Source organism: Streptomyces sp. NPDC002701, assembly GCF_042889045.1.
In the GTDB taxonomy this organism is placed as follows: domain Bacteria; phylum Actinomycetota; class Actinomycetes; order Streptomycetales; family Streptomycetaceae; genus Streptomyces.
Map to the genome: position 1 here is coordinate 50,879 of NZ_JBIAQL010000005.1, position 22,623 is coordinate 73,501.

The 22,623-nt window shown below is 72.8% G+C and carries 18 protein-coding genes, 4 tRNA genes and 1 other RNA gene; 12 read left to right on the forward strand and 11 right to left on the reverse strand.

The genetic code is table 11. The annotated features are described in order from the left end of the window. The first annotated feature begins 145 nt into the window (after positions 1-145). From ACFYXC_RS16010 to ACFYXC_RS16045, 8 genes are all read left to right on the forward strand, one after another. Positions 146-463, forward strand: coding sequence for an Lsr2 family protein (locus ACFYXC_RS16010; protein WP_389551776.1), 318 nt, complete (start codon positions 146-148; stop codon positions 461-463). A gap of 366 nt (positions 464-829) precedes the next feature. Then, positions 830-901, forward strand: a tRNA-Gly gene (locus ACFYXC_RS16015). A gap of 80 nt (positions 902-981) precedes the next feature. After that, a tRNA-Gly gene (locus ACFYXC_RS16020) sits at positions 982-1,057 on the forward strand. 150 nt (positions 1,058-1,207) lie between these two features. Further along, complete coding sequence (locus ACFYXC_RS16025; protein WP_389551779.1) at positions 1,208-2,239, forward strand: ABC transporter ATP-binding protein; 1,032 nt, start codon at positions 1,208-1,210, stop codon at positions 2,237-2,239. Continuing rightward, the gene (locus ACFYXC_RS16030; RefSeq protein WP_388920939.1) at positions 2,236-3,042 is read left to right on the forward strand and encodes an ABC transporter permease; all 807 of its coding nucleotides are present in this window, start codon (positions 2,236-2,238) and stop codon (positions 3,040-3,042) included. The genes ACFYXC_RS16025 and ACFYXC_RS16030 overlap by 4 nt, the downstream gene beginning before the upstream one ends. A gap of 47 nt (positions 3,043-3,089) precedes the next feature. Beyond that, positions 3,090-4,412 carry a sensor histidine kinase gene (locus ACFYXC_RS16035; RefSeq protein WP_389552794.1) on the forward strand — a complete coding sequence of 441 codons (1,323 nt, stop codon included), beginning with the start codon at positions 3,090-3,092 and terminating at the stop codon, positions 4,410-4,412. Then, on the forward strand, positions 4,409-5,029 hold the full coding sequence (locus ACFYXC_RS16040; protein WP_389551782.1) for a response regulator: 621 nt from the start codon (positions 4,409-4,411) through the stop codon (positions 5,027-5,029). The genes ACFYXC_RS16035 and ACFYXC_RS16040 overlap by 4 nt, the downstream gene beginning before the upstream one ends. 23 nt (positions 5,030-5,052) lie before the next feature. Continuing rightward, positions 5,053-5,125: transfer RNA gene (locus ACFYXC_RS16045), tRNA-Gly, on the forward strand. 54 nt (positions 5,126-5,179) lie between these two features. Here the strand turns inward: ACFYXC_RS16045 and ACFYXC_RS16050 are convergent. From ACFYXC_RS16050 to ffs, 6 genes are all read right to left on the reverse strand, one after another. Continuing rightward, on the reverse strand, positions 5,180-6,079 hold the full coding sequence (locus ACFYXC_RS16050) for a phosphoribosylaminoimidazolesuccinocarboxamide synthase (protein ID WP_388920945.1): 900 nt from the start codon (positions 6,077-6,079) through the stop codon (positions 5,180-5,182). A gap of 107 nt (positions 6,080-6,186) precedes the next feature. Beyond that, on the reverse strand, positions 6,187-7,707 hold the full coding sequence (locus ACFYXC_RS16055) for a N,N-dimethylformamidase beta subunit family domain-containing protein (protein ID WP_389551786.1): 1,521 nt from the start codon (positions 7,705-7,707) through the stop codon (positions 6,187-6,189). 417 nt (positions 7,708-8,124) lie between these two features. Next, positions 8,125-10,092, reverse strand: a complete 1,968-nt coding sequence (locus ACFYXC_RS16060) for a hypothetical protein (protein WP_389551789.1) — start codon at positions 10,090-10,092, stop codon at positions 8,125-8,127. 316 nt (positions 10,093-10,408) lie between these two features. Further along, the gene (purD, locus tag ACFYXC_RS16065; RefSeq protein ID WP_388920954.1) at positions 10,409-11,677 is read right to left on the reverse strand and encodes a phosphoribosylamine--glycine ligase; all 1,269 of its coding nucleotides are present in this window, start codon (positions 11,675-11,677) and stop codon (positions 10,409-10,411) included. 242 nt (positions 11,678-11,919) lie between these two features. Further along, on the reverse strand, positions 11,920-14,427 hold the full coding sequence (locus ACFYXC_RS16070; RefSeq protein WP_389551793.1) for a DNA polymerase III subunit gamma and tau: 2,508 nt from the start codon (positions 14,425-14,427) through the stop codon (positions 11,920-11,922). 115 nt (positions 14,428-14,542) lie between these two features. After that, positions 14,543-14,641, reverse strand: an RNA gene (gene ffs / locus ACFYXC_RS16075) — signal recognition particle sRNA small type. Positions 14,642-14,713: 72 nt separating this feature from the next. Between ffs and ACFYXC_RS16080 the strand changes: the two genes are divergently transcribed. Both ACFYXC_RS16080 and ACFYXC_RS16085 read left to right on the forward strand, forming a co-directional pair. Next, positions 14,714-14,801 (forward strand) — tRNA-Ser (locus tag ACFYXC_RS16080). A gap of 121 nt (positions 14,802-14,922) precedes the next feature. Next, positions 14,923-15,852 (forward strand): phosphorothioated DNA-binding restriction endonuclease, encoded by a 930-nt coding sequence (locus ACFYXC_RS16085; protein ID WP_389551796.1) that lies wholly within the window; start codon positions 14,923-14,925, stop codon positions 15,850-15,852. Positions 15,853-15,870: 18 nt separating this feature from the next. On the opposite strand, the gene ACFYXC_RS16090 is transcribed toward ACFYXC_RS16085, so the two are convergent. Continuing rightward, complete coding sequence (locus tag ACFYXC_RS16090; protein WP_388920966.1) at positions 15,871-16,317, reverse strand: PaaI family thioesterase; 447 nt, start codon at positions 16,315-16,317, stop codon at positions 15,871-15,873. 105 nt (positions 16,318-16,422) lie between these two features. Here ACFYXC_RS16090 and ACFYXC_RS16095 point away from each other — a divergent pair, with 105 nt between their 5' ends. Then, the gene (locus ACFYXC_RS16095) at positions 16,423-16,869 is read left to right on the forward strand and encodes a MarR family winged helix-turn-helix transcriptional regulator (protein ID WP_389551799.1); all 447 of its coding nucleotides are present in this window, start codon (positions 16,423-16,425) and stop codon (positions 16,867-16,869) included. Positions 16,870-16,899: 30 nt separating this feature from the next. Here the strand turns inward: ACFYXC_RS16095 and ACFYXC_RS16100 are convergent, their stop codons facing one another. After that, positions 16,900-17,892: an AraC family transcriptional regulator N-terminal domain-containing protein gene (locus ACFYXC_RS16100; protein WP_389551802.1), complete on the reverse strand. Its 993-nt coding sequence runs from the start codon at positions 17,890-17,892 to the stop codon at positions 16,900-16,902. A gap of 125 nt (positions 17,893-18,017) precedes the next feature. Between ACFYXC_RS16100 and ACFYXC_RS16105 the strand changes: the two genes are divergently transcribed. Continuing rightward, complete coding sequence (locus ACFYXC_RS16105; protein WP_389551805.1) at positions 18,018-19,103, forward strand: aldo/keto reductase; 1,086 nt, start codon at positions 18,018-18,020, stop codon at positions 19,101-19,103. 31 nt (positions 19,104-19,134) lie between these two features. Here ACFYXC_RS16105 and ACFYXC_RS16110 read toward each other — a convergent pair whose 3' ends face one another. The 3 genes from ACFYXC_RS16110 to ACFYXC_RS16120 form a co-directional block, all read right to left on the reverse strand. Further along, the gene (locus ACFYXC_RS16110; RefSeq protein ID WP_389551808.1) at positions 19,135-21,072 is read right to left on the reverse strand and encodes a copper resistance CopC/CopD family protein; all 1,938 of its coding nucleotides are present in this window, start codon (positions 21,070-21,072) and stop codon (positions 19,135-19,137) included. 234 nt (positions 21,073-21,306) lie between these two features. Continuing rightward, on the reverse strand, positions 21,307-22,128 hold the full coding sequence (locus tag ACFYXC_RS16115) for an SDR family NAD(P)-dependent oxidoreductase (protein WP_388920986.1): 822 nt from the start codon (positions 22,126-22,128) through the stop codon (positions 21,307-21,309). Next, a complete protein-coding gene (locus ACFYXC_RS16120) occupies positions 22,125-22,604 on the reverse strand; it encodes a cupin domain-containing protein (protein ID WP_389552796.1) in 480 nt (159 codons plus the stop codon). The genes ACFYXC_RS16115 and ACFYXC_RS16120 overlap by 4 nt, the downstream gene beginning before the upstream one ends. Positions 22,605-22,623: the final 19 nt, after the last annotated feature.

The window sequence follows — 22,623 nt, forward strand, 5'->3', positions numbered from 1 at the left end:
TCACATTGGATTGCCGGGCACTGTACAAATGAATTGGCAATAGCAGATACTTTGCCCAATCACCCATAAAAGCAGCAGGACAGTCGGCATCTCCGCACGTCATCGCGCGTCGCCGGAGAGGTGCCGCACGAAGGGACCGATATTCGTGGCGCAGCGTGTCGTAGTCACTCTCTTCGACGACATCGACGGCTCGGAAGCGGCGGAAACGGTCGCGTTCGGTCTGGACGGCAAGTCGTACGAGATCGACCTGAATCCGACGAATGCCGAGCGGTTGCGCAGGGCGCTGGAGCCGTACGTGGAGGCCGGGCGGAAGCGGTCGCGGTCCGGCAGGGCGTACCGGGAGACCGCCGTGGCGCCCGATCCGGCCGCCGTGCGGGCCTGGGCGCAGTCGAATCGGCTGGAGGTGCCGGCTCGGGGGCGGATTCCCAAGCGGGTGTATGAGGCGTTCGCCGCGGCGCAGTGAGTGAGGGTTCGGGCTTGGGCCCTCGCCCCCTTGGGCCTGGGGCCTCGCCCCCCCGGGCGGATGGGGTCCGGTGTTCGGCGGGTGCGGGTGTGTGGGGGCTGAGCGCGCAGTTCCCCGCGCCCCCAAAAAGCCGGGCTGAGCCCTCGTGGGCGGGTGCGGGTGCGTGAGGGTTGAGCACGCCGTTCCCCGTGCCCCTGGAAGCCGCGGGGCTGAAGGCCGTGGCCCTGAAGGGCGCGGTCCTGGCGGGGGTCGGGTGGGGGGCATCCCGCCCTGGGGGAACTCGACTTGCGTTGTACCCCTGGCCATCGGCTAGAGTCTGGAGCACGCCGAGGGGCAAGGCCGAAAGGCCCGGCTCACCGGAGTCACGCGGGTGTAGTTCAGTAGCAGAACATCCCCCTTCCAGGGGGAAGGCGCAGTGTGCAATTCCTGTCACCCGCTCTGCATCGCCGGTCCGGTCCCCTTGAGGGATCGGGTAGGCTGGTGCTCGCGCCGATCGGTGAGAGCCGGTCGGAGGCAATGCGGACGTAGCTCAGTTGGTAGAGCGCAACCTTGCCAAGGTTGAGGTCGCCAGTTCGAACCTGGTCGTCCGCTCCAGAGAAGGAGAAAGGCCCCGGTCATCGACCGGGGCCTTTCTCGTGTGCGCGCACCTGCGTGCGTCCGTCGTCGCTGGCGTCTGACATTTGTCATGTCCAGCAGTGACAGCGTGCACTGCCGCATCCCCCCGGCGGCCGGGACGCTTGAGGCATGGATACGAACGAGCCCGTGATCGAGGTCACTGATCTGCGACGCGTCTACGCGGGAGGGTACGAAGCCGTCCGAGGCGTCTCCTTCGAGGTCGGCCGCGGCGAACTCTTCGCCCTGCTCGGCACCAACGGCGCCGGCAAGACCTCCACCGTCGAACTCATCGAGGGCCTCGCGCCGGCGGCCGGCGGGCGCGTGCGCGTCCTCGGCCACGATCCGTACACCGAACGCTCCGTGGTCCGCCCGCACATCGGCCTCATGCTCCAGGAGGGCGGCTTCCCGTCCGAACTCACCGTCTCGGAGACGGTACGGATGTGGTCCGGCTGCACCAGCGGAGCCCGCCCCGAGAGCGAGGCCCTGTCACTGGTCGGCCTCACCCGCAGGGCCGGCGTCCGGGTCAAGCAGTTGTCCGGAGGCGAGAAGCGCCGGCTGGACCTGGCTCTCGCCCTCCTCGGGCGGCCCGAGGTCCTCTTCCTGGACGAGCCGACCACCGGCCTCGACGCCGAAGGCCGCCAGGAGACCTGGGAGTTGGTGCGCGAACTGCGTGCCGCGGGCACGACCGTGCTGCTCACCACCCACTACCTGGAGGAAGCGGAAGAGCTCGCCGACCGGCTCGCCATCCTGCACGCCGGACAGATCGCGGTCTCCGGCACCCCCGCCGAGGTGACCGCCTCCCAGCCGTCCCGCATCTCCTTCGAACTTCCCGCCGGCTACTTCCCCGGCGACCTGCCGCCGCTCGACTCCCTCGGCGTCCTCGGACACGAGCTCGCCGGGCGAGTGCTCCGGCTGCGTACGAACGAGCTGCAGCGGGCCGCCACCGGGCTGCTCGTGTGGGCCGAGCGGGCCGGCGTCGAACTGCGCGGGCTCGACGTGCGGTCCGGGTCCCTGGAAGAAGCCTTCCTGCGCATCGCGCGTGACGTGGCGCAGCAGGACGCCCGGGCGGCCCAGCCGGAACCACCGCGGAACCCCAGGGGCCTGTGGGGTCTCAAGGGCGCCAAGAACGCCAAGCAGTCCGAGAAGGAGCACGTGGCATGAGCACGGACACCGTGACCGAGACCGCACCCGCGGCGCCGACCGTGACCGCGGTCGGGCGCATGACCTCCCTCGCCCGGGCCGAACTGACACTGATCGCCCGCAGCAGGGCCACCTTCTTCGCCGCGGTGTTCGTGCCGCTGGTCCTGCCGCTCAGCGTTCGCTCGACCGTCGAGGACATGGACCTGAAGGGGGCGGGGCTCTCCGTCGGCTCGGTCATCCTGCCGTCCGCCGTCGGCTTCTCGCTGCTCTTCGCCGTCTACAGCTCGCTCGTGAGCGTCTACGCCGCCCGTCGCGAGGAACTCGTCCTCAAGCGGCTGCGCACCGGGGAACTGCGGGACGCGGAGATCCTGATCGGCGCCGCCGTCCCGTCGGTCCTCATCGGCCTGGTGCAGTGCCTGGTGCTGGTAGGCGTCTGCGCGGCGCTGCTGGACGTGGGAGCGCCCGAGGCACCGCTGCTGGCCGTGCTGGGCCTGCTGCTGGGGCTCGTGATGTGGCCGGCGCTCGCGGCGGTGACCGCGAGTTTCAGCAAGAGCGTGGAGGGCGCCCAGGTCGCGGCGATGCCGCTGCTGCTCGTGTCGATGCTGGCCTCCGGCACCGTCGTGCCCTTCGAGGTCATGCCCGACCGGGTCGCCGCCGTCTGCGAGCTGCTGCCGCTGTCCCCGGTGATCACTCTGATCCGCGGCGGCTGGACCGGGAACCTCTCCGCGTACGAGGCCATGGGTGCCGTCGCGACGGCACTGGCCTGGACCGTGCTCGCGGTGTTTGCTGTACAGAAGTGGTTCCGCTGGGAGCCGAGGCGCTGACCGGCGCGGGAGCGGGACGTCCGGCGACGGGAACGAGGAGACCGGTGATACGCAGGCCGAGTGTCTGGTGGCGCGGGCAGAGCACGCCGGCGAAGGTCGAGACGTACACCCGCTGGTCCTTCCACTTCTTCGGGGTGGTGGAGATCGCCGCGATCGGGCTTCCGATGGTCGGGCGGGCGGAGGCCACGTACACCGTCTGGCTCTTCCTCCTGCTGTGCGGGCACGCCGTGCTGTGCACGGTGGTCGCGTCCCGGTCGCTCGACTGGACACGCGGCCTCCGCCCCCAGCCCGTACGCCTGCTCGTCCTGCTCGGTGTGGTCTCCGCGCTGCTGGCGACCGCCGCGATCGCCCTGATGGAGCACGGACCCGGCGGGAAGGACGCCGCCTCGGCGCCCGCCTCGCTCTTCGTGGGCGTACTGGCCTTCGGGGCGGGCACGATGGCGCTCGGGGTGCGCGGCCGGCGGCGCGTGCTGGCGATCGTGGCGGGGTTCACGGTGGGCGGGGCAGTTGTGGCGCTCGCCCTGGGCGTCGCCGTGCCCGCCGTGGTCGGCACGTCCTTCGCCGTTCTGCTCACCGCCGGTTTCCTCGCCTTCACCTGCCTCTTCTCCGTCTGGCTGCTCGACGCCGTGTACGAGCTCGACGCGGCCCGCGAGACCCGTACCCGTCTCGCCGTCGCCGAGGAGCGGCTGCGCTTCGGCCGCGACCTGCACGACGTCATGGGCCGCAACCTCGCGGTGATCGCCCTCAAGAGCGAGCTGGCCGTACAGCTCGCTCGCCGCGAACGCCCCGAGGCCGTGGACCAGATGATCGAGGTCCAGCGGATCGCCCGCGAGTCGCAGCGGGAGGTCCGCGAGGTCGTACGCGGCTACCGTGAGGCCGACCTCGGTGCCGAACTCTCCGGCGCGCAGGGCGTCCTGACGGCGGCCGGGGTCGTCTGCACGGTGACCGGTTCCGCGGTGGGGCTGCCTCCGGCGGTCCAGTCGGCGCTGGGCTGGGTCGTACGGGAGGCCACCACGAACGTGCTGCGGCACGGGGACGCCCGGCGGTGCCGTGTGTCGCTGGAGCCGGCGGGCGACCACGTGGTCCTCACCGTCGAGAACGACGGGGTCGAGCAGCCGGCGGAGGTTCCCGCCGGCGCCTCCCCGCCCGAGCGCGAACGAGGCCGCGAGCTCGCCGGCGGCTCCGGTCTCGCCGGCCTGCGGGAGCGGCTGGCCGCGGTGGCCGGGACGCTGGAGGCGGGGCCCGTCGACGGAGACCTGTTCCGGGTCGTGGCCGACGTACCACTGCCGCCGGCCTCCTCGTCCTCCTCGTCCTCGGCTCCTTCGTCGTCCTCCGTTCCGCGTTCCGTGAGTGAAGAGGTCACCCCATGACGTCCGTACGACCCATCCGGCTGCTGCTCGCCGACGACGAGCACCTCATCCGGGGGGCGCTCGCCGCGCTGCTGGGTCTGGAGGAGGACCTGCTCGTGGTCGCGGAGGCGGCCGGCGGGCCGGAGGCGCTGGCGATGGCCCGCGCGCACGAACCGGACGTGGCCGTACTGGATCTCCAGATGCCCGGCGCGGACGGTGTGAGGGTGGCCACATCGCTGCGGACCGAACTGCCCTCCTGCCGGGTGCTGATCGTGACCAGCCACGGGCGGCCCGGGCATCTGAAGCGGGCACTGGCGGCCGGTGTGCGCGGATTCGTCCCGAAGACGGTCAGCGCGCAACGGCTCGCGGAGATCATCCGTACCGTCCACGCGGGAAACCGCTATGTCGACCCGGAGTTGGCCGCCGACGCGATCTCCGCCGGGGACTCGCCGCTGACCGCGCGCGAGGCCGAGGTGCTGGAACTGGCCGCGGACGGGGCGCCCGTCGTGGAGATCGCGGAGCGGGCCGCCCTGTCGCAGGGGACCGTACGGAACTATCTGTCGTCGGCCGTGTCCAAGCTGGGGGTCGAGAACCGTCACTCGGCGGTGCGTCTCGCACGCGAGCGAGGTTGGGTATAGTTGCTCTCGCGCCACGGCGCAGCGCGGACGTAGCTCAGTTGGTAGAGCGCAACCTTGCCAAGGTTGAGGTCGCCAGTTCGAACCTGGTCGTCCGCTCGCGAAGAAGAGCCCCCGGTCACCGACCGGGGGTTCTTCGTTGTCCGGACGCGCTCAGACCCAGGTCGTGCCCGTCAGGCGCTCGTACGCCTCCACGTACTTGGCGCGGGTCGCGTCCACCACCCGCTGGGGCAGGGCCGGCGGGGGCTGCTCGCTCCCGCGGTCCCAGCCGGACTCGGCTGAGGTCAGCCAGTCGCGCACGTACTGCTTGTCGAACGAGGGCTGCGCGCGGCCCGGTTCCCACTGGTCGGCGGGCCAGAAGCGGGACGAGTCCGGGGTCAGCACCTCGTCGGCGATGACGAGCGTCTCGCCGTCGAAGCCGAACTCGAACTTGGTGTCCGCGAGGATGATCCCGCGGTCGCGCGCGATGTCACGGCCGCGGCTGTAGACGGCGAGGGTCGCCTGCCGCAGCTGGGCCGCGGTCTCCGCGCCGACCTGGCGGGCGACCTCCTCGTACGCGACGTTCTCGTCGTGGTCCCCGACCGCGGCCTTGGTGGCCGGGGTGAAGATCGGGCCGGGCAGCTCCGAACCGTCGGTCAGCCCTTCCGGCAGGCCGAGACCGCAGACGGTACGGGTCTCCTCGTACTCGGCGAGGCCCGAGCCCGTGAGGTAGCCGCGGGCTACGCACTCGACCGGCAGCATCCGCAGGGACTTGCAGACCAGGGTGCGGCCCTGCCACTCGGCGGGGGCGCCGGGCGGCGGCTCGGTGCCGAGGACGTGGTTCGGCAGCAGGTCGGCGATCTTGTCGAACCACCAGAGCGAGAGCTGCGTCAGGACGCGGCCCTTGTCGGGGATCTCCGTGGGCAGCACCCAGTCGTACGCGGAGATGCGGTCGCTGGCGACCATCACGAGGTCGCCCGCCTCGTTCTGGTACAGGTCGCGCACCTTGCCGGTGTGCAGGTGCACCAGGCCCGGAACCTCGGAAGGCTCGGGCTTTTCGACGAATCCGGACACGGTTCCTCCCCGTGGTTCTGGGTGAATGGCTCGATTCTCCCGTATGGGAGGTCCGTGCTCGGCCAGGGGTCGGTGTGGAGACTGTGCGGGTCGCCGCGCTGCCGGTTTCAGTCCCGTTTGCAGATACGGTCCAGGAGGTTGGCGGTGGCGCGCTGGACCCGGGTGTCGACGTGCCCCGGGCGGTCCAGGGCCGGGGACCAGGCGAAGGTGCCGGCCGCGAAGACGAGGGCGCCGGAGTGCGCGCGGTACAGCGAGGTCTCCTGGTGGCGGATCGTCCCTTCACTGTCCCGGTACGGGGAGTGGGAGAGCAGGATGCGGCCCTGGTGCTCGGGGAGCGCGACGCGCGGGAAGTAGCGGTCGGCCTCGCCCGCGACCATGCCCTCCAGTTCGTCGCCCTCGTGCGCTCCGGTCGCCTCCCACAGCCAGTGGTCGCCGTTGCGGACGACGAGCGGGTGCGCCTCGGGGACCCGGCCCGCGTACTGGATGCCCAGGACCTCCTGCTCCGGGCGGTCGATCTCGCGCCACAGAGCCGACTTTCCGGGACCGCGGCGCTTGCGGCAGGTGAGCAGCCGGTCGGGGACACCGGACGCGGAGGGCGCCAGCTCCACCCGCCAGTACATGGTGTTGGCGGAGAGGAAGACGAGCGAGGTGCCCTGCTCGCGGGCCACGTCCACGGCGCGGCGCATCGTCGGGGACCAGTACTCGTCGTGCCCCGGGAAGACCAGGCCGCGGTAGCGCGTCGGGTCGACGCGGCCGGCGTGCAGATCGCGGGCGTCGGCGTACGCGAGGTCGTAGCCGTAGCGCTCGGCCCAGCGGATGAAGTCGTAGGCGTGGCCCACATGCAGGGGCAGGCCCGCGCCCGCGTACGGGCGGTCGAAGGAGACCGTCGTCGCGGCGTCGGCCTCGCCGAGCAGCCGGCCGTTCTCGTCCCACGCGTGGTAGAGGCTCGCGCCCGTGCGGCCGTCCTCCGGGTAGAGGTTGTACGCCTGCCAGGTGATGTCCGGCAGGAGCAGCAGCAGGTCGGCGGGGTGGTCGTCGCGGACCGTGAACGGGACGTGCGAGCGGTGCCCGTCGTCGGTGGTGAGGACGGCGACGTACGCGCCGATGCTCCAGTACGACGGGATCTGCAGCCGCCACGACAGCCACCAGTGGTGGCAGGAGACCGTGCGCTCCGCGGTCAGCGGGGGCGGCTGGACGATTCCGCTGAGGCGCGGGCTGGTCGTGATCTTGTTGGCGCCGTCGCCTCCGTAGTGGCCGATGCGGTAGACGTCGACGCTGAACCGCTGGGGCGGGTCCACCGTGATGTGGAAGTCGACGGCCTCTCCGGGGGCGACCGCGCCGGTGGAGGCGAAGCCCTTGATCTGCCGGCGGACGTCGTCCGCCGAGCGGGGGCCTCCGGCGGTGGTACGGGAGGGGCGGGTGCCCGGGCCGGTGCTTCTGTGGCGGTCGCCGGTAGGGGTCGCGCCGGGCGGCGGGACGGGGTCGACGTACCAGGGGACCACGTTGCCCGTGTCGTCGAAGTAGTGCTCGCTGCCGCGCAGCCAGGGGACGGGGCCCTGTCCGAAGGGGTCCGTGACGGCGTGCGCCAGTGCTCCCGACTCCCACCGGCGGATCTGCTCCGACCCCATACGGCGTTCCCTCCCTCGTGCGTGTGTCCGCCGCCGTGGCGGGCGGCGTAGGTCTCTGCCGCGTGGGCGGCCGACCTCAGCACATCACATTCAGCACGCGTTCGGTCACCGTTCGTCGCGAATTGCCTTCGACGGGTGGGGAGATGAGGGGGCGGGTTGGGGGGCGGGGGTGGGGGTGTGTGGGCGGGTGCGGGTTTGTGGGGGCTGGGCGCGCAGTTCCCCGCGCCCCTGGGGGGTTGGGGGCGGAGCGGTTTGGTGGGGCGTCCGGGCCCGGGGGTCTTGGGCCGGGCCCGGGTGCATTGGCGGGTGCGGATTTGTGGGGGCTGGGCGCGCAGTTCCCCGCGCCCCTGGGGGGGGTTGGGGGCGGGGCCGTTTGGTGGGGTGCCCCGGGCCCGGGTGGGGTGGAGGTGGTGGTCGTCAGACCAGGCGGACCGGTTTTTCGGGGCGTACGCCGAGGTCCAGGAGCCAGGCCCGGAGCGGGGCGGGGTCGCCGTCCTCGATGAGGCTGAGCACCCGGGGGCCCAGGTCGACGGAGCGCTCGCCGTTGACGAGGAGCGACGGGCCGTCCAGCCAGTCGAGTCCCGGCATCGCCCCGGCCGTGTCCATCGCCGCGCAGCAGACCATCGCCGTCACATGGTCGCCCAGCAACTCGCGTCCTGTGCGCGGCGGTTGCAGGGGGAAGAGCGGCAGCGCGCCGTCGTCCCAGAGCGCCAGATCGGGGCCGCCCTGCCCGGCGGGGGCCGCCTTGGGCGCCGCGGGCCGAGCGGCGGCCGCGGCCTCCTCACGCGCCAGCTCCGCGCTCAGGACGGCCGCGAGTTCCGCGCTCCGCTCGGTCGCGGGCCCACCGTCCTCGTCGTCCTCGTCGCCCTCGGCTCCGACGCCCTCGCTCATCAGGGGTTCGTCGGCCGCGTCGCTTTCCCGTCCGGTTTCCGCGTCGGTCTCGTGGGGCTCCGGCCCGAGCCCGATGCCGCCGTCGCTGTCGCTGTCCGGCCCGTCGGCCTCGTGGACCGGGCCACCGGCCCCCATCACGGATCCCGCGGACCCAGTGACGTCCGCGGTCTCGGCGGCCTCGGCGGCCTCCGTGGGTGTGCGTCTTGGGGTGGTCAGGTGGTCCAGGACTCGGGCCAGGGTCGGGCCCTTGGGGGCCGTGGTGGTCGGGTCCGACGTGCGGGTGACGCCGAGCGCGTCCAGGACGCGGTGCAGCCGTGCCGCGTCCGTACGCCACTTGCGGTCCACGACCTCGTCCGGATACTCGGCCCAGTCGACCGGGGCCCAGTCGGGACCGGTCTCGGCGGGGCCGCCGTGGAAGAGGCGGGCGGCCAGCAGGGACGTCGCCTCGTCCATGGCGCCCGGCTCCTCCAGGAGGTCGCAGGCGGGGCGTTCGCCGAGCCGGGAGGCGAAACCCTCGGCCAGCCGGTCACGCCGTGAGAGTTCGGTGAGCGCCGCGACGACACCCGCGTCCAGCCGGGACGGCCACCGCCCCATGCGCCAGGCGGGCAGCGCGACCCTCGTCAGCAGCCGGTCCCAGCCCGCGTACGCCAGACCCACCTGCTCCTGGGCGACGATCCGCAGGCCGTAGTCCACAGCCTGTGCACGCTCCGCCGCGGCGGCCGCCACACCCCGCTCCATCTCGGCCGCGTGCCCGCGGCAGCTGCGCAGCAGGAGCCTCGTCACCCAGCCGGCCCCGCCGAGCACCAGGCGGGCCAGGGGTCCGCGCTCGGGCGCCGACGTCACCGCCACGGCCGCGTCGAGACCCCGTACGAAACGACGGGCGGCGGCTATGTCCGGGTGCGCCGACGGTCCCGTACCCGCGACGACCGGCGCGAGAACGGCGCGCAGCTCGCCGACCCGCATCCACCACAGGAAGGGCGACCCGATCACCAGGACGGGCGCGGCAGGCGTACGCCGGTGTGCGGACGGCATGCCCCGGCCGCCCCCCATCTCGTCCCCGGGCTCCGCACGGGGCGGGCCGTGCGCCGGGTGGGTGCGGTCCTCCAGCCAGCTGTCGCAGTCGGGGGTGAGCGCTATCGCCGAGGGCGCCGGCACCTCTAGGCGGTCGGCCAGGTCCCGGACCATGCGGTACAGGTCGGGCGCCGACTCCTCGGCGACCGGGACCGTGGGGCTCAGGGCGGGCCGCGACCGGGCGACGACCAGCGCGATGCCCGCCGCGGAGAGCAGCACGAGCACGGCCAGACCCGTCACGATCGAGCGCACCAGGCCCCAGCCACTGCCGTCGACGTGCCCGGTCGCCCCGCCGACGAGCAGGACGACGGCGACGGCCGCGGGCAGCAGGGCGAGGGCCAGCGCCCTGCTGCGGATGCGCAGCACAGCGAGGGCCCGTGAGCGCGCGGCCTGCGCACCCAACTCCACTCCCATACCGGACACGACCGGTGTCACCCCCTACTGCCCGCCCGGCGTGTGCATACCCAGCCACCGCCGGCGGACGTTCATGGTGTTGCTCACTCCCCCACTGTGGCACCCACGACAGACATCGCAATGCCGGTGGGCCAAGTGCCGGAACGCTTGCGCCGCACCCTAGTTGGGGCCCCGCCCATCGTCAGCCGGATGGGGGATCGGTCACTCGATGGAATGGCTTTGGCTAAAGGTGGCTGACGAACGGGCCCCGGATCCTGTGCCGGATCCGGGGCCCGGACGTGCCGTGCTGTGGGTGTCGACGCAGGTGACAGCCCGTGTCCGCGGGTTACTCCGCGGCGGCCTCCGCCGCCTCCGCCACCTTCGCCGCGATGTCCGTACGGTGCTGGGAGCCGTCGAGGCGGATCCGGCCGACCGCCGCGTACGCGCGGGCGCGGGCCTCGGTGAGATCCGTGCCGCTCGCGGTGACCGAGAGCACCCGGCCGCCCGCGCTGACGACCGCGTCGCCGTCCCGCTTCGTACCGGCGTGCAGGACGTACGCGTGCGGGGCGTCCTCGGCGGCCACCTCGTCGAGCCCTTCGATGGGGTCACCGGTGCGCGGGGCGCCGGGGTAGTTGTGCGAGGCGACGACCACGGTGACGGCCGCGTCGTCGCTCCAGCGCAGCGGTTCCAGGTCGGCGAGGGTGCCGTCGGCCGACGCGAGGAGGATGCCGGAGAGCGGGGTCTTCAGGCGGGCGAGGACGACCTGGGTCTCGGGGTCGCCGAAACGGGCGTTGAACTCGATGACCCGGACACCCCGCGAGGTGATCGCGAGACCCGCGTAGAGCAGCCCGGAGAACGGGGTGCCGCGGCGGCGCAGCTCGTCGACGGTCGGCTGCAGGACCGTCTGCATGACCTCGTCGACCAGCTTGGGATCGGCCCACGGGAGGGGCGAGTACGCGCCCATGCCGCCGGTGTTCGGGCCCTCGTCGCCGTCGAGGGCGCGCTTGAAGTCCTGGGCCGGCTGCAGCGGGACGACCGTCGCGCCGTCGGTGACCGCGAAGAGGGAGACCTCGGGGCCGTCGAGGAACTCCTCGATGACCACGCGGTCGCAGGCGTTGGCGTGGGCCCTGGCCTCGGCGAGGTCGGCCGTCACGACGACTCCCTTGCCGGCCGCGAGACCGTCGTCCTTGACGACGTACGGGGCACCGAAGGCGTCGAGCGCCTCGTCGACCTCGTCCGGGGTCGTGCACACGTACGAACGGGCGGTGGGTACGCCCGCGCCGGCCATGACGTCCTTGGCGAAGGCTTTGGAACCCTCCAGCCGGGCGGCCTCCCGCGAGGGGCCGAACGCCGGGATGCCCGCCTCGCGCACGGCGTCGGCGACCCCGGCCACGAGGGGCGCCTCCGGGCCGACGACCACCAGCTCGGCCCCGAGGTCCGTGGCCAGCGCGGCCACGGCCTTGCCGTCGAGGGCGTCGACCTGGTGCAGCTCGGCCACCTCGGCGATGCCCGCGTTGCCTGGGGCACAGTGCAGCGCGGTGACGTCGGGATCGAGGGAGAGGGAGCGGCACAGGGCGTGTTCGCGGGCACCGCTGCCGATTACTAGGACCTTCACGGGGGTCACCTTAGCGGGCGCCCGGTCGACGGGGTTCTGGCGACGGGAGCGCGGTCCCGCGCCGGGGACGACCGCCGGGGGACGGGTGTGCCAGGGGACGGACGACCGTCAGGGCGTCAGGGGACGGGTGTGCCGGGGACGCCGGTGACCGGTCGGGCCTGCCCGGTCACCGGCGTCCCCGTGACGGACGTCCCCGTGACGGGCGTCGCTGTGATGGGCGGGGCGGGCCTGCCCATCACTCGTTACTCGTTCGCGAACTCCTCCACCACCGTCGCCCCCAGTTCTCGCACGATCAGTTCGTGGCCCGACAGGGCCGACTCGTCGAGGTCGGGGTCGTCGTCCTCCGGGATGTCGTCCTCGGGGGAGATGGGGGGCGGCTCCGGGGCGGAGGGGCGGGGCGCGGGGCGGTGGGCCGACGCGGACGGGGACCCGCTCCCGGAGGTCGGCCTGTCCTGGCCGGACGGGGCGGACGGACCAGGCGCGGGAGCCGCCGGCTGCTGCGGGGCGGGGCGGGGCGCGCCCTGCTGCACCGCACCACCGGCGCCACCGGACGCGTACCCGCCACCGCCTCCTCCGCCGCCACCGAACCCAGCCCCGGGCGACGGCGGCGGGGCCGAGCCGCCGGACGGGTCGATGACGGCCTCGATCTTCCACTGCACGTTGAACAGCTCGGACAGCGCCTGGCGCAGCACTTCCTCACTGCCGCTGCTCGCGAAGTTGTCCCGCGCGCCGACGTTGACGAAGCCGAGTTGCAGGGTGGTGCCGTCGAAGCCGGTCACCTGGGCGTTCTGACTGAGCAGGATCCAGGTGAAACGGCGCCGGTTCTTCACCGCTTCCAGGATGTTCGGCCAGAGCGTCCGCGGGTCGGGTCCACCGCTCGGAGAGGCGAAGGGGGCGGAGCCCCCGGCGCTCTGGGGCGCGGGCGCACCGGTGGGGGCAGGGGGCCGGCCGTACGACGCGGACGACTGAGCCGCGCCCGAACCACCCGCGCTACTGCCCGCGCCACCCGGCGCGGCTGTCGTGGACGCCCCGGGCGCCCCGGACGAAGGCTGCCCGCCGCCCGCGGCCGCGGTGGTCGGCCAGCCGCCGGGCCGCCGCCCGCTGCCCGCGGCGGTCGGGGTGGGCCAGGCACCGGGCGCACCACCGGCCGCCGGGGCCGGAGCGGGCGGTTGCCCCGCACCGGGAGGGGCAGCGGCGGGTGGAGTGGGAGCGGCAGGAGCCGGAGCCGGAGCCGGAGCGGGAGGAGGGGCGGAGGCGGCGGCCGCCGGGGCATGGGGCGCCCCATGCCCCGTATCGCCACTGCCACTGCTACCGCCGTCGGCACCGACGGGGCCCCCGGCACCACCGGAGGGACCGTGCCCCTGTCCGGCTCCCGCTCCCGTTCCGGGCCCGGCACCTCGCACAGCGGCACGAGCCGCGGCGACCCCGCCGCCCGGCGGAACAACGGAAGCCGACCCACCGCCCTGCATCCCGCCCACCATCCCTGTGCCAGGTCCCGGCCCCGGCCCCGCGTGCGCGTCGGGCCCGGGGACGTACCCCATGGACACGGCGGGGGCACCGGCCCCCGCTCCCGCTCCCGCTCCCGTGAAGTTCACGCCGCGCTCTATGCGGTCGAGCCGCGCCATGACGGACCGCTCGTCCCCGTACGCCGCCGGCAGCAGCACGCGCGCGCAGATCAGCTCGAGCTGGAGACGGGGCGAGGTGGCGCCTCTCATCTCCGTCAGCCCGGTGTTGACGAGGTCGGCGGCGCGGCTCAGCTCGGCGGCACCGAACACACTCGCCTGGGCCGTCATGCGCTCCACCACGTCGACGGGGGCGTCGATGAGCCCCTTCTCGCCCGCGTCGGGCACGGCGGCGAGGATCACGAGGTCGCGGAGCCGCTCCAGCAGGTCGGCGACGAAGCGCCGGGGGTCGTTGCCGCCCTCGATGACCCGGTCGACGACCTCGAAGGCGGCGGCGCCGTCGCCCGCGGCGAATGCCTCGACCACGGAGTCGAGCAGCGACCCGTCCGTGTAACCGAGGAGCGAGGTGGCCATGGCGTACGTCACACCGTCCTCGCGGGCTCCCGCGAGGAGCTGGTCCATGACGGACATGGAGTCACGCACGGATCCGGCGCCGGCCCGCACGACGAGCGGAAGCACACCGTCCTCGACGGCCATGCCCTCGCGGCCGCAGACCTCGGCGAGGTACTCACGCAGGGTCCCGGGGGGAACCAGCCGGAACGGATAGTGATGCGTCCGCGACCGGATCGTCCCGATGACCTTCTCGGGCTCGGTGGTGGCGAAGATGAACTTGAGATGCTCCGGCGGCTCCTCGACGACCTTCAGCAGCGCGTTGAAGCCGGCGGACGTGACCATGTGGGCCTCGTCGATGATGTAGATCTTGTACCGGCTGCTCGCAGGGCCGAAGAACGCCTTCTCGCGCAGGTCACGGGCGTCGTCCACACCTCCGTGGGAGGCCGCGTCGATCTCGATGACGTCGATGGACCCGGGCCCGTTCCTCGCGAGGTCCCGGCAGGACTGGCACTCGCCGCAGGGCGTGGGGGTGGGCCCCTGCTCGCAGTTCAGACAGCGCGCCAGGATCCGCGCACTGGTCGTCTTCCCGCAGCCACGCGGCCCGCTGAACAGGTACGCGTGATTGACCCGGTTGTTCCGCAGCGCCTGCATCAACGGGTCGGTGACATGCTCCTGCCCGATGACCTCGGCGAACGACTCCGGGCGATAACGGCGGTACAGCGCGAGAGACGACACGCATACGAGGTTATAGGCGCCCACTGACAAAGAGGACCGCCCACCGGACGTCCCGCATCACCCCGGCACCCGGGCCCCGGCGCGACCCCGCCCGGCCCACCCACGTACGCCCGACAACGCAAACGCCCCCCACGCACCCGCCAGAGCCAACCTACCCTTGCTGCCTTCCGGCCCTGGGGGAGTTCAGTCAGATAGCGCCACGTGAGGGGCTGCGCACACAGTACCCGATCCGAGCGGGGGGGAACGAGTTCGCGAGCACGGCTCAACGTCTTGTATTGTTTGCCGCGGAGGATTCGCCTAGTGGCCTAGGGCGCACGCTTGGAAAGCGTGTTGGGGGCAACCCCTCACGAGTTCGAATCTCGTATCCTCCGCCAGTGCCTCACCGGGCACGATGTCGAAGGGCCCCACCGTTCGCGGCGGGGCCCTTCGTCGTGTGGTTGCGGTTGCCGTACCCGATCGGACACGGCCTCTGGCGGGCCACTACGATCGCCGGTCGTGGACTGGCTGGGGCGTGCCGCCGAGTTGCGGCAGTGGAGCAGGAGTGGGGCGCGGGCTCCGCACAAGCCTCTGCTGTTCCTGTACGCCCTCGGCCGGTTCCAGCGGGATGCCGACGGCGAGTTGCGGTACAGCGCGGTGGAGGCGGATCTCGGGCGGCTGCTCGACGAGTACGGTCCGTCGCACCGGACGTCTCCCGCCTACCCCTTCCACCACCTGGTCAGCGACGGTGTGTGGGAGGTGCGCACCGACCGCGGACTCGGCAGCCCCGGCAGCGGCGTGCGGGAGTTGCGGGCCACGGGAGCGGCGGGGCGGCTGGCGCCGGAGCTGCGGGCGGCGCTGCGGCGTGAGCCGTCGCTGCTCGGGCGGCTGGCACGGCTCCTGCTCGACCTGCATTTCCCGCCCTCCCTGCACGGCGATCTGTGCGAGGCCGTCGGTCTGGAACTGGAGCCCGCGGAGACCGGACAGGTCCCGGCCGCCGTACGGAGGCAGCGGGATCCCCGGATGCGTGAGCGGGTCCTGACCGCCTACGAGTACCAGTGCGCCTTCTGCGGTTACGACGGCAGCCTCGGTGGGGCGCCGGTCGGGCTGGAGGCCGCTCACGTCCGCTGGTTCGCCTTCGACGGACCGGACGACGTCGACAACGGCCTGTGCCTGTGCTCCCTGCACCACAAGCTCTTCGACAAGGGAGTCCTCGGCATCGGAGACGGGCCCGCCCACCCGGGCACACCCGTGAGTGGGGCAGGCCACCGGATTCTGGTCTCGCAGCGCTTCGTCGGCCGCGGCCGCGCCGCCCGCGAGTACGTCACAGCGCTCGCGGGGCGCCCGCTCATCGGACCTCAACCGGGTGCCCGCCCCGTCGCGGAGGCGCACCGCTCCTGGCACACCAGCCAGGTCTTCCACGGCAGCCCGCGTCCCGCCGCCGGGTGACACCGGGAGCGTGGTCGTTCACCCTTGTCCGACCGAGCCGTTCTCGGTCGGTACCGCGATCGTTCCCTGTGCCACCGCGCACAGCGTCTCCGTTCCGGCGGCGTCCACCGTGGACAGGTCGCAGCGGCAGACGACTCGGGTGCGGCCGGCCCGGACGACGTGGGCGTGGGCCCGTAGCAGTGTGCCGTCGGCCGGGCGCAGGTAGTCGATCGTGAAGCCCGAGGTGAGAATGCGGATCCCGGCGACGGTGCCCGCGGCGAAGGTCAGCGCGTTGTCGGCCGCGTAGCCGAGCACGCCGCCGTGCAGGAAACCGTTCTGCTGGCGCAGGTCGTCCCGGATGTCCAGTTCCAGTACCGCCTCACCCTCGCCGAAGGCCACCAGGCGGGTGCCGAGCAGGGTGCTGAACGGCTGCGCCGCCAGTGCCTTCCGGGCGACGGACAGGGGCAGGGTCAGGGGATCGCTCACGATCGGCACCTCGGCTTCTCGTTTCTCACTTCACTGGTGAAGCGACCGTCCCCCACTTGCCTTCCGTCTGTCAATCGTCCGTGAATCGTCTGCCAATATCGGGCCATGTCCGAGCCCTCGTCCGAGCCCGCGTCCGACCAGCGTCTGTTCTTTCTGTTGCAGCGGGCCGCGCACCGGCTGCGTACGACTGCGGACCGGCGCTGTGTGGCCGCCGCCGGGGTCACCACGGCCCAGCTCGGGGCGTTGTTCGCCGTGCGGGAGCGGCCGGGCTGCACCCAGCGGCAGCTCGCCCAGACCCTGGGGCTGCGCGAGTCCGCTGTCACCGCGCTCGTCGGACGCCTCACCGCGGCCGGGTTCGTCGTCAGGCGGGCCCATCCGCGTGAGCACCGGGCCGTCACCCTGGAACTCACCGACCAGGGCCTCGCCGCCCTGCTCGCCGCCCAGCCCGAGATCGACCGCTTCAACGGCGAGCTGCGCGAACTGCTCGGCGACCAGGGGTTCGCACGTACCGCCGCCGACCTGCACCGGCTCGCCCACTGGGACCCCGAGTGAGAAGTCTCCGAGGCCGTTGATCGGATCGCCCTATGCGCCCCGGCGCACGTCGGCCAGACGGTCGCGCAGACGTGCCGCGTCCTGTCCCGGCGGCAGCCCGTACGTCCGCCGGTACTCGCGGTTGAACTGGGTCGCGCTCACATAGCCGACCCTCTCCGCGACCAGGGCCGCCGTGGTGTCCTCGGCCAGCAGGAGCCGCCGGGCCTCCTGGAGGCGCAGGTGCTTCTGGAAGCGGAGCGGGCTCATGCCGGTGGCCGCCTTGAAGTGGCGGTGCAGGCTCGCGGTGCTCATGTGCGCCACCGCCGCGATCGCCTCGATGCCCAGCGGTTCGGTGAAACGGGCGTAGATCCACCGGGCCGCCGTACGGATCCTGGCCGCGGCGGAGTCGTCCAGGGCGAAGTGGCGCAGGGTCGGGCCGAGCTCGCTGCCCAGCAGGCGGTAGAGGATCTCCGTCTCGATACGGCCCGCCAGGGCCGGGATGTCCTGCGGGGTGTCCAGCAGCCGTACCCAGCGGGTGACCGCGTCGGCGAGTTCGGGGGTCATCGGGGTGGCGAGCCGACCCTCGGGATCCGGGCCGGGGGGCCCGCTCGCACCATCCGCATGCGCACCGCCCGCCTGCGCACCACGCGTATGCACACCGCCCGCCTGCGCGCCGATCCCCCTCGTGCCGCTCCCTCTCGTGTCCCTCGGGTCCGGGTCCGGCTCCAGTTCCAGCAGGAGTTCGGCGAGCATGCCGCCGTCCAGGCGCAGCACCGCCGAGCGGTACGGCACCTCCTCGAACGTGGCCGTGACCGGCAGGACCAGCGAGTTGAGGAACACCTCGCCACAGCCGCTCGTCCACCTCCGGTCCCCCGCCACGCTGCTCTTGGAGCCCTGGACGACGAAGCAGACCATCGGCTCGTACAGCATGTCGAGGGGCGCGACGGGCTCGTCCAGCGTCACCAGCCGCTGGCGCGGCACGGCGGTGTCGGACCACATGTCGCCACCGTGCCGGGCGATGGCCGCGACGAGTTCGTCCAGCATGCGCACGCTCCCTGTCTTGTCCTGACTTGCCTGAGACGGTCCTGGGACGGTCCTGAGAGGATCAGGCAATCCTATGCGGCCGACGGCCCATGCCCCGCGGCCTCCGCGCTCCTAGCGTTGACCACATGACACAGCACGACAACGAAGCACGAACCACACGAACCACACAAACCGATGGCCCCCAGGGCACGGGCACGGGGCAGCCGGGCGAGGACAGGAGCCTGCCCGTTCGCCGTCTCGGCCGTCAGGGGTTGGCCGTCGGCGCGGTCGGGCTCGGCACCATGGGCATGACGATGGCCTACGGCACCGGTGACGAAGCCGGGAGCATCGCGACCCTCCGCCGGGCGTACGAACTCGGTGTCACCCTCTTCGACACCGCCGAGCTGTACGGCATGGGCACCGGCAGCAACGAGCAGCTGCTCGGCCGTGCCGTGCGGGACTTCCGTGACGACGTCGTGATCGCCACCAAGTTCGGCTTCGACATGGACGCACCGCAGACCGCCGAGGGCTACGCGCTCAACAGCCGGCCCGAACACATCCGCGAGGTCACCGAGAACAGCCTGCGCCACCTCGGCACCGACCACATCGACGTGCTGTACCAGCACCGCGTCGACCCGGACGTACCCATCGAGGACGTGGCGGGCACGGTCGGCGAGCTGATCGCCGAAGGCAAGGTGCGGTACCTCGGGCTCAGCGAGGCCGGGCCCGAGACGCTCCGGCGGGCCCACGCCGTCCACCCGGTGTCCGTACTGCAGACCGAGTACTCCGTGTTCGAGCGGGCCGTGGAGGCCGACGTACTGCCCGTGGTGCGCGAGCTCGGCATCGGCTTCGTACCGTACTCGCCGCTCGGCCGGGGGTTCCTGACCGGCGTGGTGAAGCCCGCCGCCGAGTATCCCGCCGACGACATGCGCAGCTGGGACGACCGCTGGCAGCCCGGCAACTACGAGCGGAACCTGACCGCCATCCGCGAACTGACCGCGCTCGCGGAGGCCAGGGAGATCTCCGTCACACAGCTCGCCCTGGCCTGGCTGCTGGCCCAGGGCGACGACATCGTGCCGATCCCGGGCACCCGCAGTCCGCAGCGCCTCGCCGAGAACGTGGCCGCCGCGCACGTCACGCTCACTCCGCAGGACCTGGCCCGCGTCCAGGAGATCCTGCCCAAGGGGGCCGCCGGGTCCCGCTATCCCGAGGCGATCATGCCGTCCTGGTGACGTCCGGGGCAGGTGCCCTCGCGGTACCGACTCAGCGGGCGATCTTCACCTGGCGGGTCTCCGACACCTGGTCGATGTCCGACGTGCGGATCGTGACCTTCATCGTCCAGGTGCCGTCGAGGGGCAGGTTGAGGGACTGGGTCCCCCAGTAGCCGCCCTTGTTGGTGAGTCCGGCGTCGATGGGGCCGATCTTCTGGGCCTTGAGGGTGAAGGAGAGCCGGATCTCGGGGACGGTGGCGATGCCTCCGTCGGGGCCGATGACGACCGCCTCGACCGTGTTCTCCCCGACGCGGCCCGGCTCCAGGACGATCTGGACCTTGCCGTGGCCGCCCGGGGTGCCGACGTCGAAGGGGATCAGGGTCGTGGACGCGGTCGGGGCGTCCGCGGCGGTCGCGGTGGACCGGGCCGCCGCCGTCTCGAGCTCGGCCCGGCCGGGCTGGGTGCCGGTCAGCACCGTCGTGACGACCAGCACCGCCACACCCACGACGACCTCGGCGAGGACCGAACGCCGCAGCCGCCGGTGCCGGGCACCGGCCCCTTCGTCACCGGCCCTCTTCGAAGTCGCCTCGGATGACGAGTGCGACGGCGACTCCGACGACGGCCCCGGTGGCGGTGGCGGCGGCTCGGACGTCACGTGCGAGGTCACCTCAGACGTCACGTCTGAGGTCACCCCAGAGGTCTTCTCAGACGTCCCATCGAGCGTCACACCGTGCGCCCCTGCCATCGCCGGCACGCGCGTCTCGGACGGCTGTGCCACCTCGTCCGTGAGCCGGGCGGTCCAGCGGCGCGAGAAGCCCGCCGCGGCCAGCAGCACCGCGATCGCGCACACCTTCACGACCAGGATCCGGCCGTACGACGTGTCGAACACCGCGTCCCACGAGCCGAGCCCCCGCCAGGACTGGTAGACACCGGTCACCACCAGGACCGTGACCGAGCTGAACGCGAGCCGTGAGAAGCGGCGCACCGAGGTGGCGGTGAGCGGGGTCCGCGACCGGTGGAGCGCGGTGAGCAGGGCACCGAGACCGCCCAGCCAGACGGCCATCGCCAGCAGGTGCAGTACGGAGGAGGTCATCGCCACGGGCACCTGGATACCCGCGGACGCGTGCTCGGCGACGGCCCAGGTGCCCGCCAGGGCGACGGCCAGGAACCCGCCGGCCGCGAGCACGGCCGGCTTCGGTTCGGGGGACCGCCGCAGTCCGGCCTCGGTCCGTACGAGGAAGACCGCGACCCCGGCCAGCAGGGCCAGCCTGGCCAGCAGCGCCCAGCCGGGTCTGCTGGTCAGCGTGGTCTCGATGAGGGCCGGGTCGAGGAGGGTCGACGGCCCGGTGCCGCGTTCGTACGGGCCGCGCAGGAAGACCAGGAGGACGGTGGTCGCCAGAAGCGTCCACCAGCCGGCGCGTACGAGTCCGCGCAGGGCCTGAGCGCTGGGCGGACTGCAGACCAGGGCGAAGACGGCCACGCCGATGAGCAGGGCGACGGCGGCGTACGCGGCGTAGCGGGCGATGTCGTAGAGGGCGCCCGAGGCGGGGTTCACCGCCGGCTCGGCGGCTATGGACGCCGTCGTCGCGGAGGGTTCGCCGATGGAGAAGGTGAAGGCACCGGAGATGGGATGGCTGTCCGCCGAGACCACCCGCCAGGCGACCGTGAACGTACCGTCGGACAGATCGTCGCCGAGTTTCACACGGACCCTGTCGGAGCTGCCCGGGACGTGTTCTGCCGCGCCCGCGTGCACCCCGCGGTTCTCGGGGCTGAGGACGCGCAGCGAGTCGTCGGTGACGCCGACCGACTCGGTGAAGGTCATGGTGATCTCGCGCGGCGCGGTCCGCAGGACGGAACCCTCACGCGGGTCGGTGTCCCGCACCGCCGAGTGGGCGGACGCGGAGGTCGCGCCGCCCAGCAGGAGCAGGAGCAGCGTGCCCAGCAGGGCGGCGAGGGCGGCCGCCCGGCGACGCACCGACGGTCGCGGCACCCGTACTACCCGTACTACCCGTACTTCGCGGAGTACTTGGTGTGTACGGCGCACTCGGCCCACGTCACCTCTCCCTGCTTCTCGTGCCCGTCATGCTCGTCATGCCTGTGATGCCCGTCACGCGCGTCCTTCCGCGGAGGCGGGATACGTACGCGGCCTCTGCGGAAGTACGGATGTACGCGGCACGCTGTTCAACGCGACCCGCGTCTCCCCCGTCTCCCGCTTCCCCCCGGCTCACCACGTCGGCCGTGCCGAGACCCCGCCGTCCACGACCAGGTCGTGCCCGGAGACCCAGGACGCCATCGGCGAGGCGAGGAAGACACAGGCGTCGGCCACGTCCTCCGGGCGTCCCAGCCTCCCGGTGGGTACCGCCCGCTGCCAGCGCCGTACGCCCTCCGGCCACGCCTGCGCGAGACCTTCGCGGTCGATCAGTCCCGGGGAGACGGTGTTCACCCGGATGCCGTAGGGACCGTACTCCAGGGCCGCCGCGCGCGCGTGCATGACGACGGCCGCCTTCGCCGCGGAGTAGTGCGCGTGGTGCGGGGCGGGGTGCGTGGCCTCGACGGACGCGATGTGGGTGATGCTGCGCACAGGCCCACCGGTCCCGTTCCGCATCAGCTCGGCGGCGGCCTGTGTGCACGCGAAGACACTCGACAGGTTGGTGTCGACCACCGCCCGCCAGTCCGCCACCGTCATGCCGGGCAGTGCCTGGACCGGCTGTACGCCGGCGTTGTTGACCAGGGCCGTCAGGACGCCCCCGCCCCAGTCGGCGGCCTCGCGCACCACTCGGTGGCATTCGGCCTCCACGGTCAGGTCGGCCCGTACGGCCACCGCGCGTCCGCCCGCGTCCGTGACGAGGGCGACGACCTCACGCGCCGCCTCCGCGTTCGTACGGAAGTGGACGGCCACGGCCGCTCCCTCCGCCGCGAACCGCAGTGCGATCCCCCGCCCGATGCCGCCCCCGGCGCCGGTGACCAGCGCCACCTGTCCGTCGAGCAGCCCGCCGCGGGGGCCGGACGCGCCGGACCCGTCAGGCCCGCCGGACCCGCCGGTCACGGGCGGCTCAGCGCGGCGATCCGCGCTGCCTCCGACGGGTGGGCGGCGGCGAGTTCGGCTCCGTCCCCGTGCTCGTACCCCTCGTAGGTGAAGCCGGGCGCCATGGTGCACCCGAAGAGCGACCAGGCGCCGCCGGCGGTGACCCGCGCGCCCATCCAGGTACGCGCGGGCACGGTGAACTGGACGTGCTGCCCGCCGAGGACGTCCGGGCCGAGCAGGACCGTACGGGAGGTGCCGTCGGGGGAGAGGAGCAGCAGCTCCAGCGGATCACCCAGGTAGAAGTGCCAGGTCTCGTCGGACGGGAGGCGGTGCAGGGCGGAGAAGTCGCCCGGCCGTGAGGTCAGGAGGGCCACGATGGCGGATCCCTCGGGACGTCCGTCGGGCCGTTCGGGGCCCGCCCAGGTGCGGCGGAAGAGGCCGCCCTCCTCCGGGATGGGCTCCAGTCGGTAGTGCGCGATCAGGGCTTCGGGAGTGATGTCATCGACCACCCGCCGA

What these genes read in the sequence shown, in the direction of transcription:
- ACFYXC_RS16025 (WP_389551779.1), top strand. Translation starts at nt 1,208, where the DNA reads ATGGATACGAACGAGCCCGTGATCGAGGTCACTGATCTGCGACGCGTC.
- ACFYXC_RS16030 (WP_388920939.1), top strand. Translation starts at nt 2,236, where the DNA reads ATGAGCACGGACACCGTGACCGAGACCGCACCCGCGGCGCCGACCGTG.
- ACFYXC_RS16040 (WP_389551782.1), top strand. Translation starts at nt 4,409, where the DNA reads ATGACGTCCGTACGACCCATCCGGCTGCTGCTCGCCGACGACGAGCAC.
- ACFYXC_RS16055 (WP_389551786.1), bottom strand. Translation starts at nt 7,707, where the DNA reads ATGGGGTCGGAGCAGATCCGCCGGTGGGAGTCGGGAGCACTGGCGCAC.
- ACFYXC_RS16095 (WP_389551799.1), top strand. Translation starts at nt 16,423, where the DNA reads ATGTCCGAGCCCTCGTCCGAGCCCGCGTCCGACCAGCGTCTGTTCTTT.
- ACFYXC_RS16100 (WP_389551802.1), bottom strand. Translation starts at nt 17,892, where the DNA reads ATGCTGGACGAACTCGTCGCGGCCATCGCCCGGCACGGTGGCGACATG.
- ACFYXC_RS16105 (WP_389551805.1), top strand. Translation starts at nt 18,018, where the DNA reads ATGACACAGCACGACAACGAAGCACGAACCACACGAACCACACAAACC.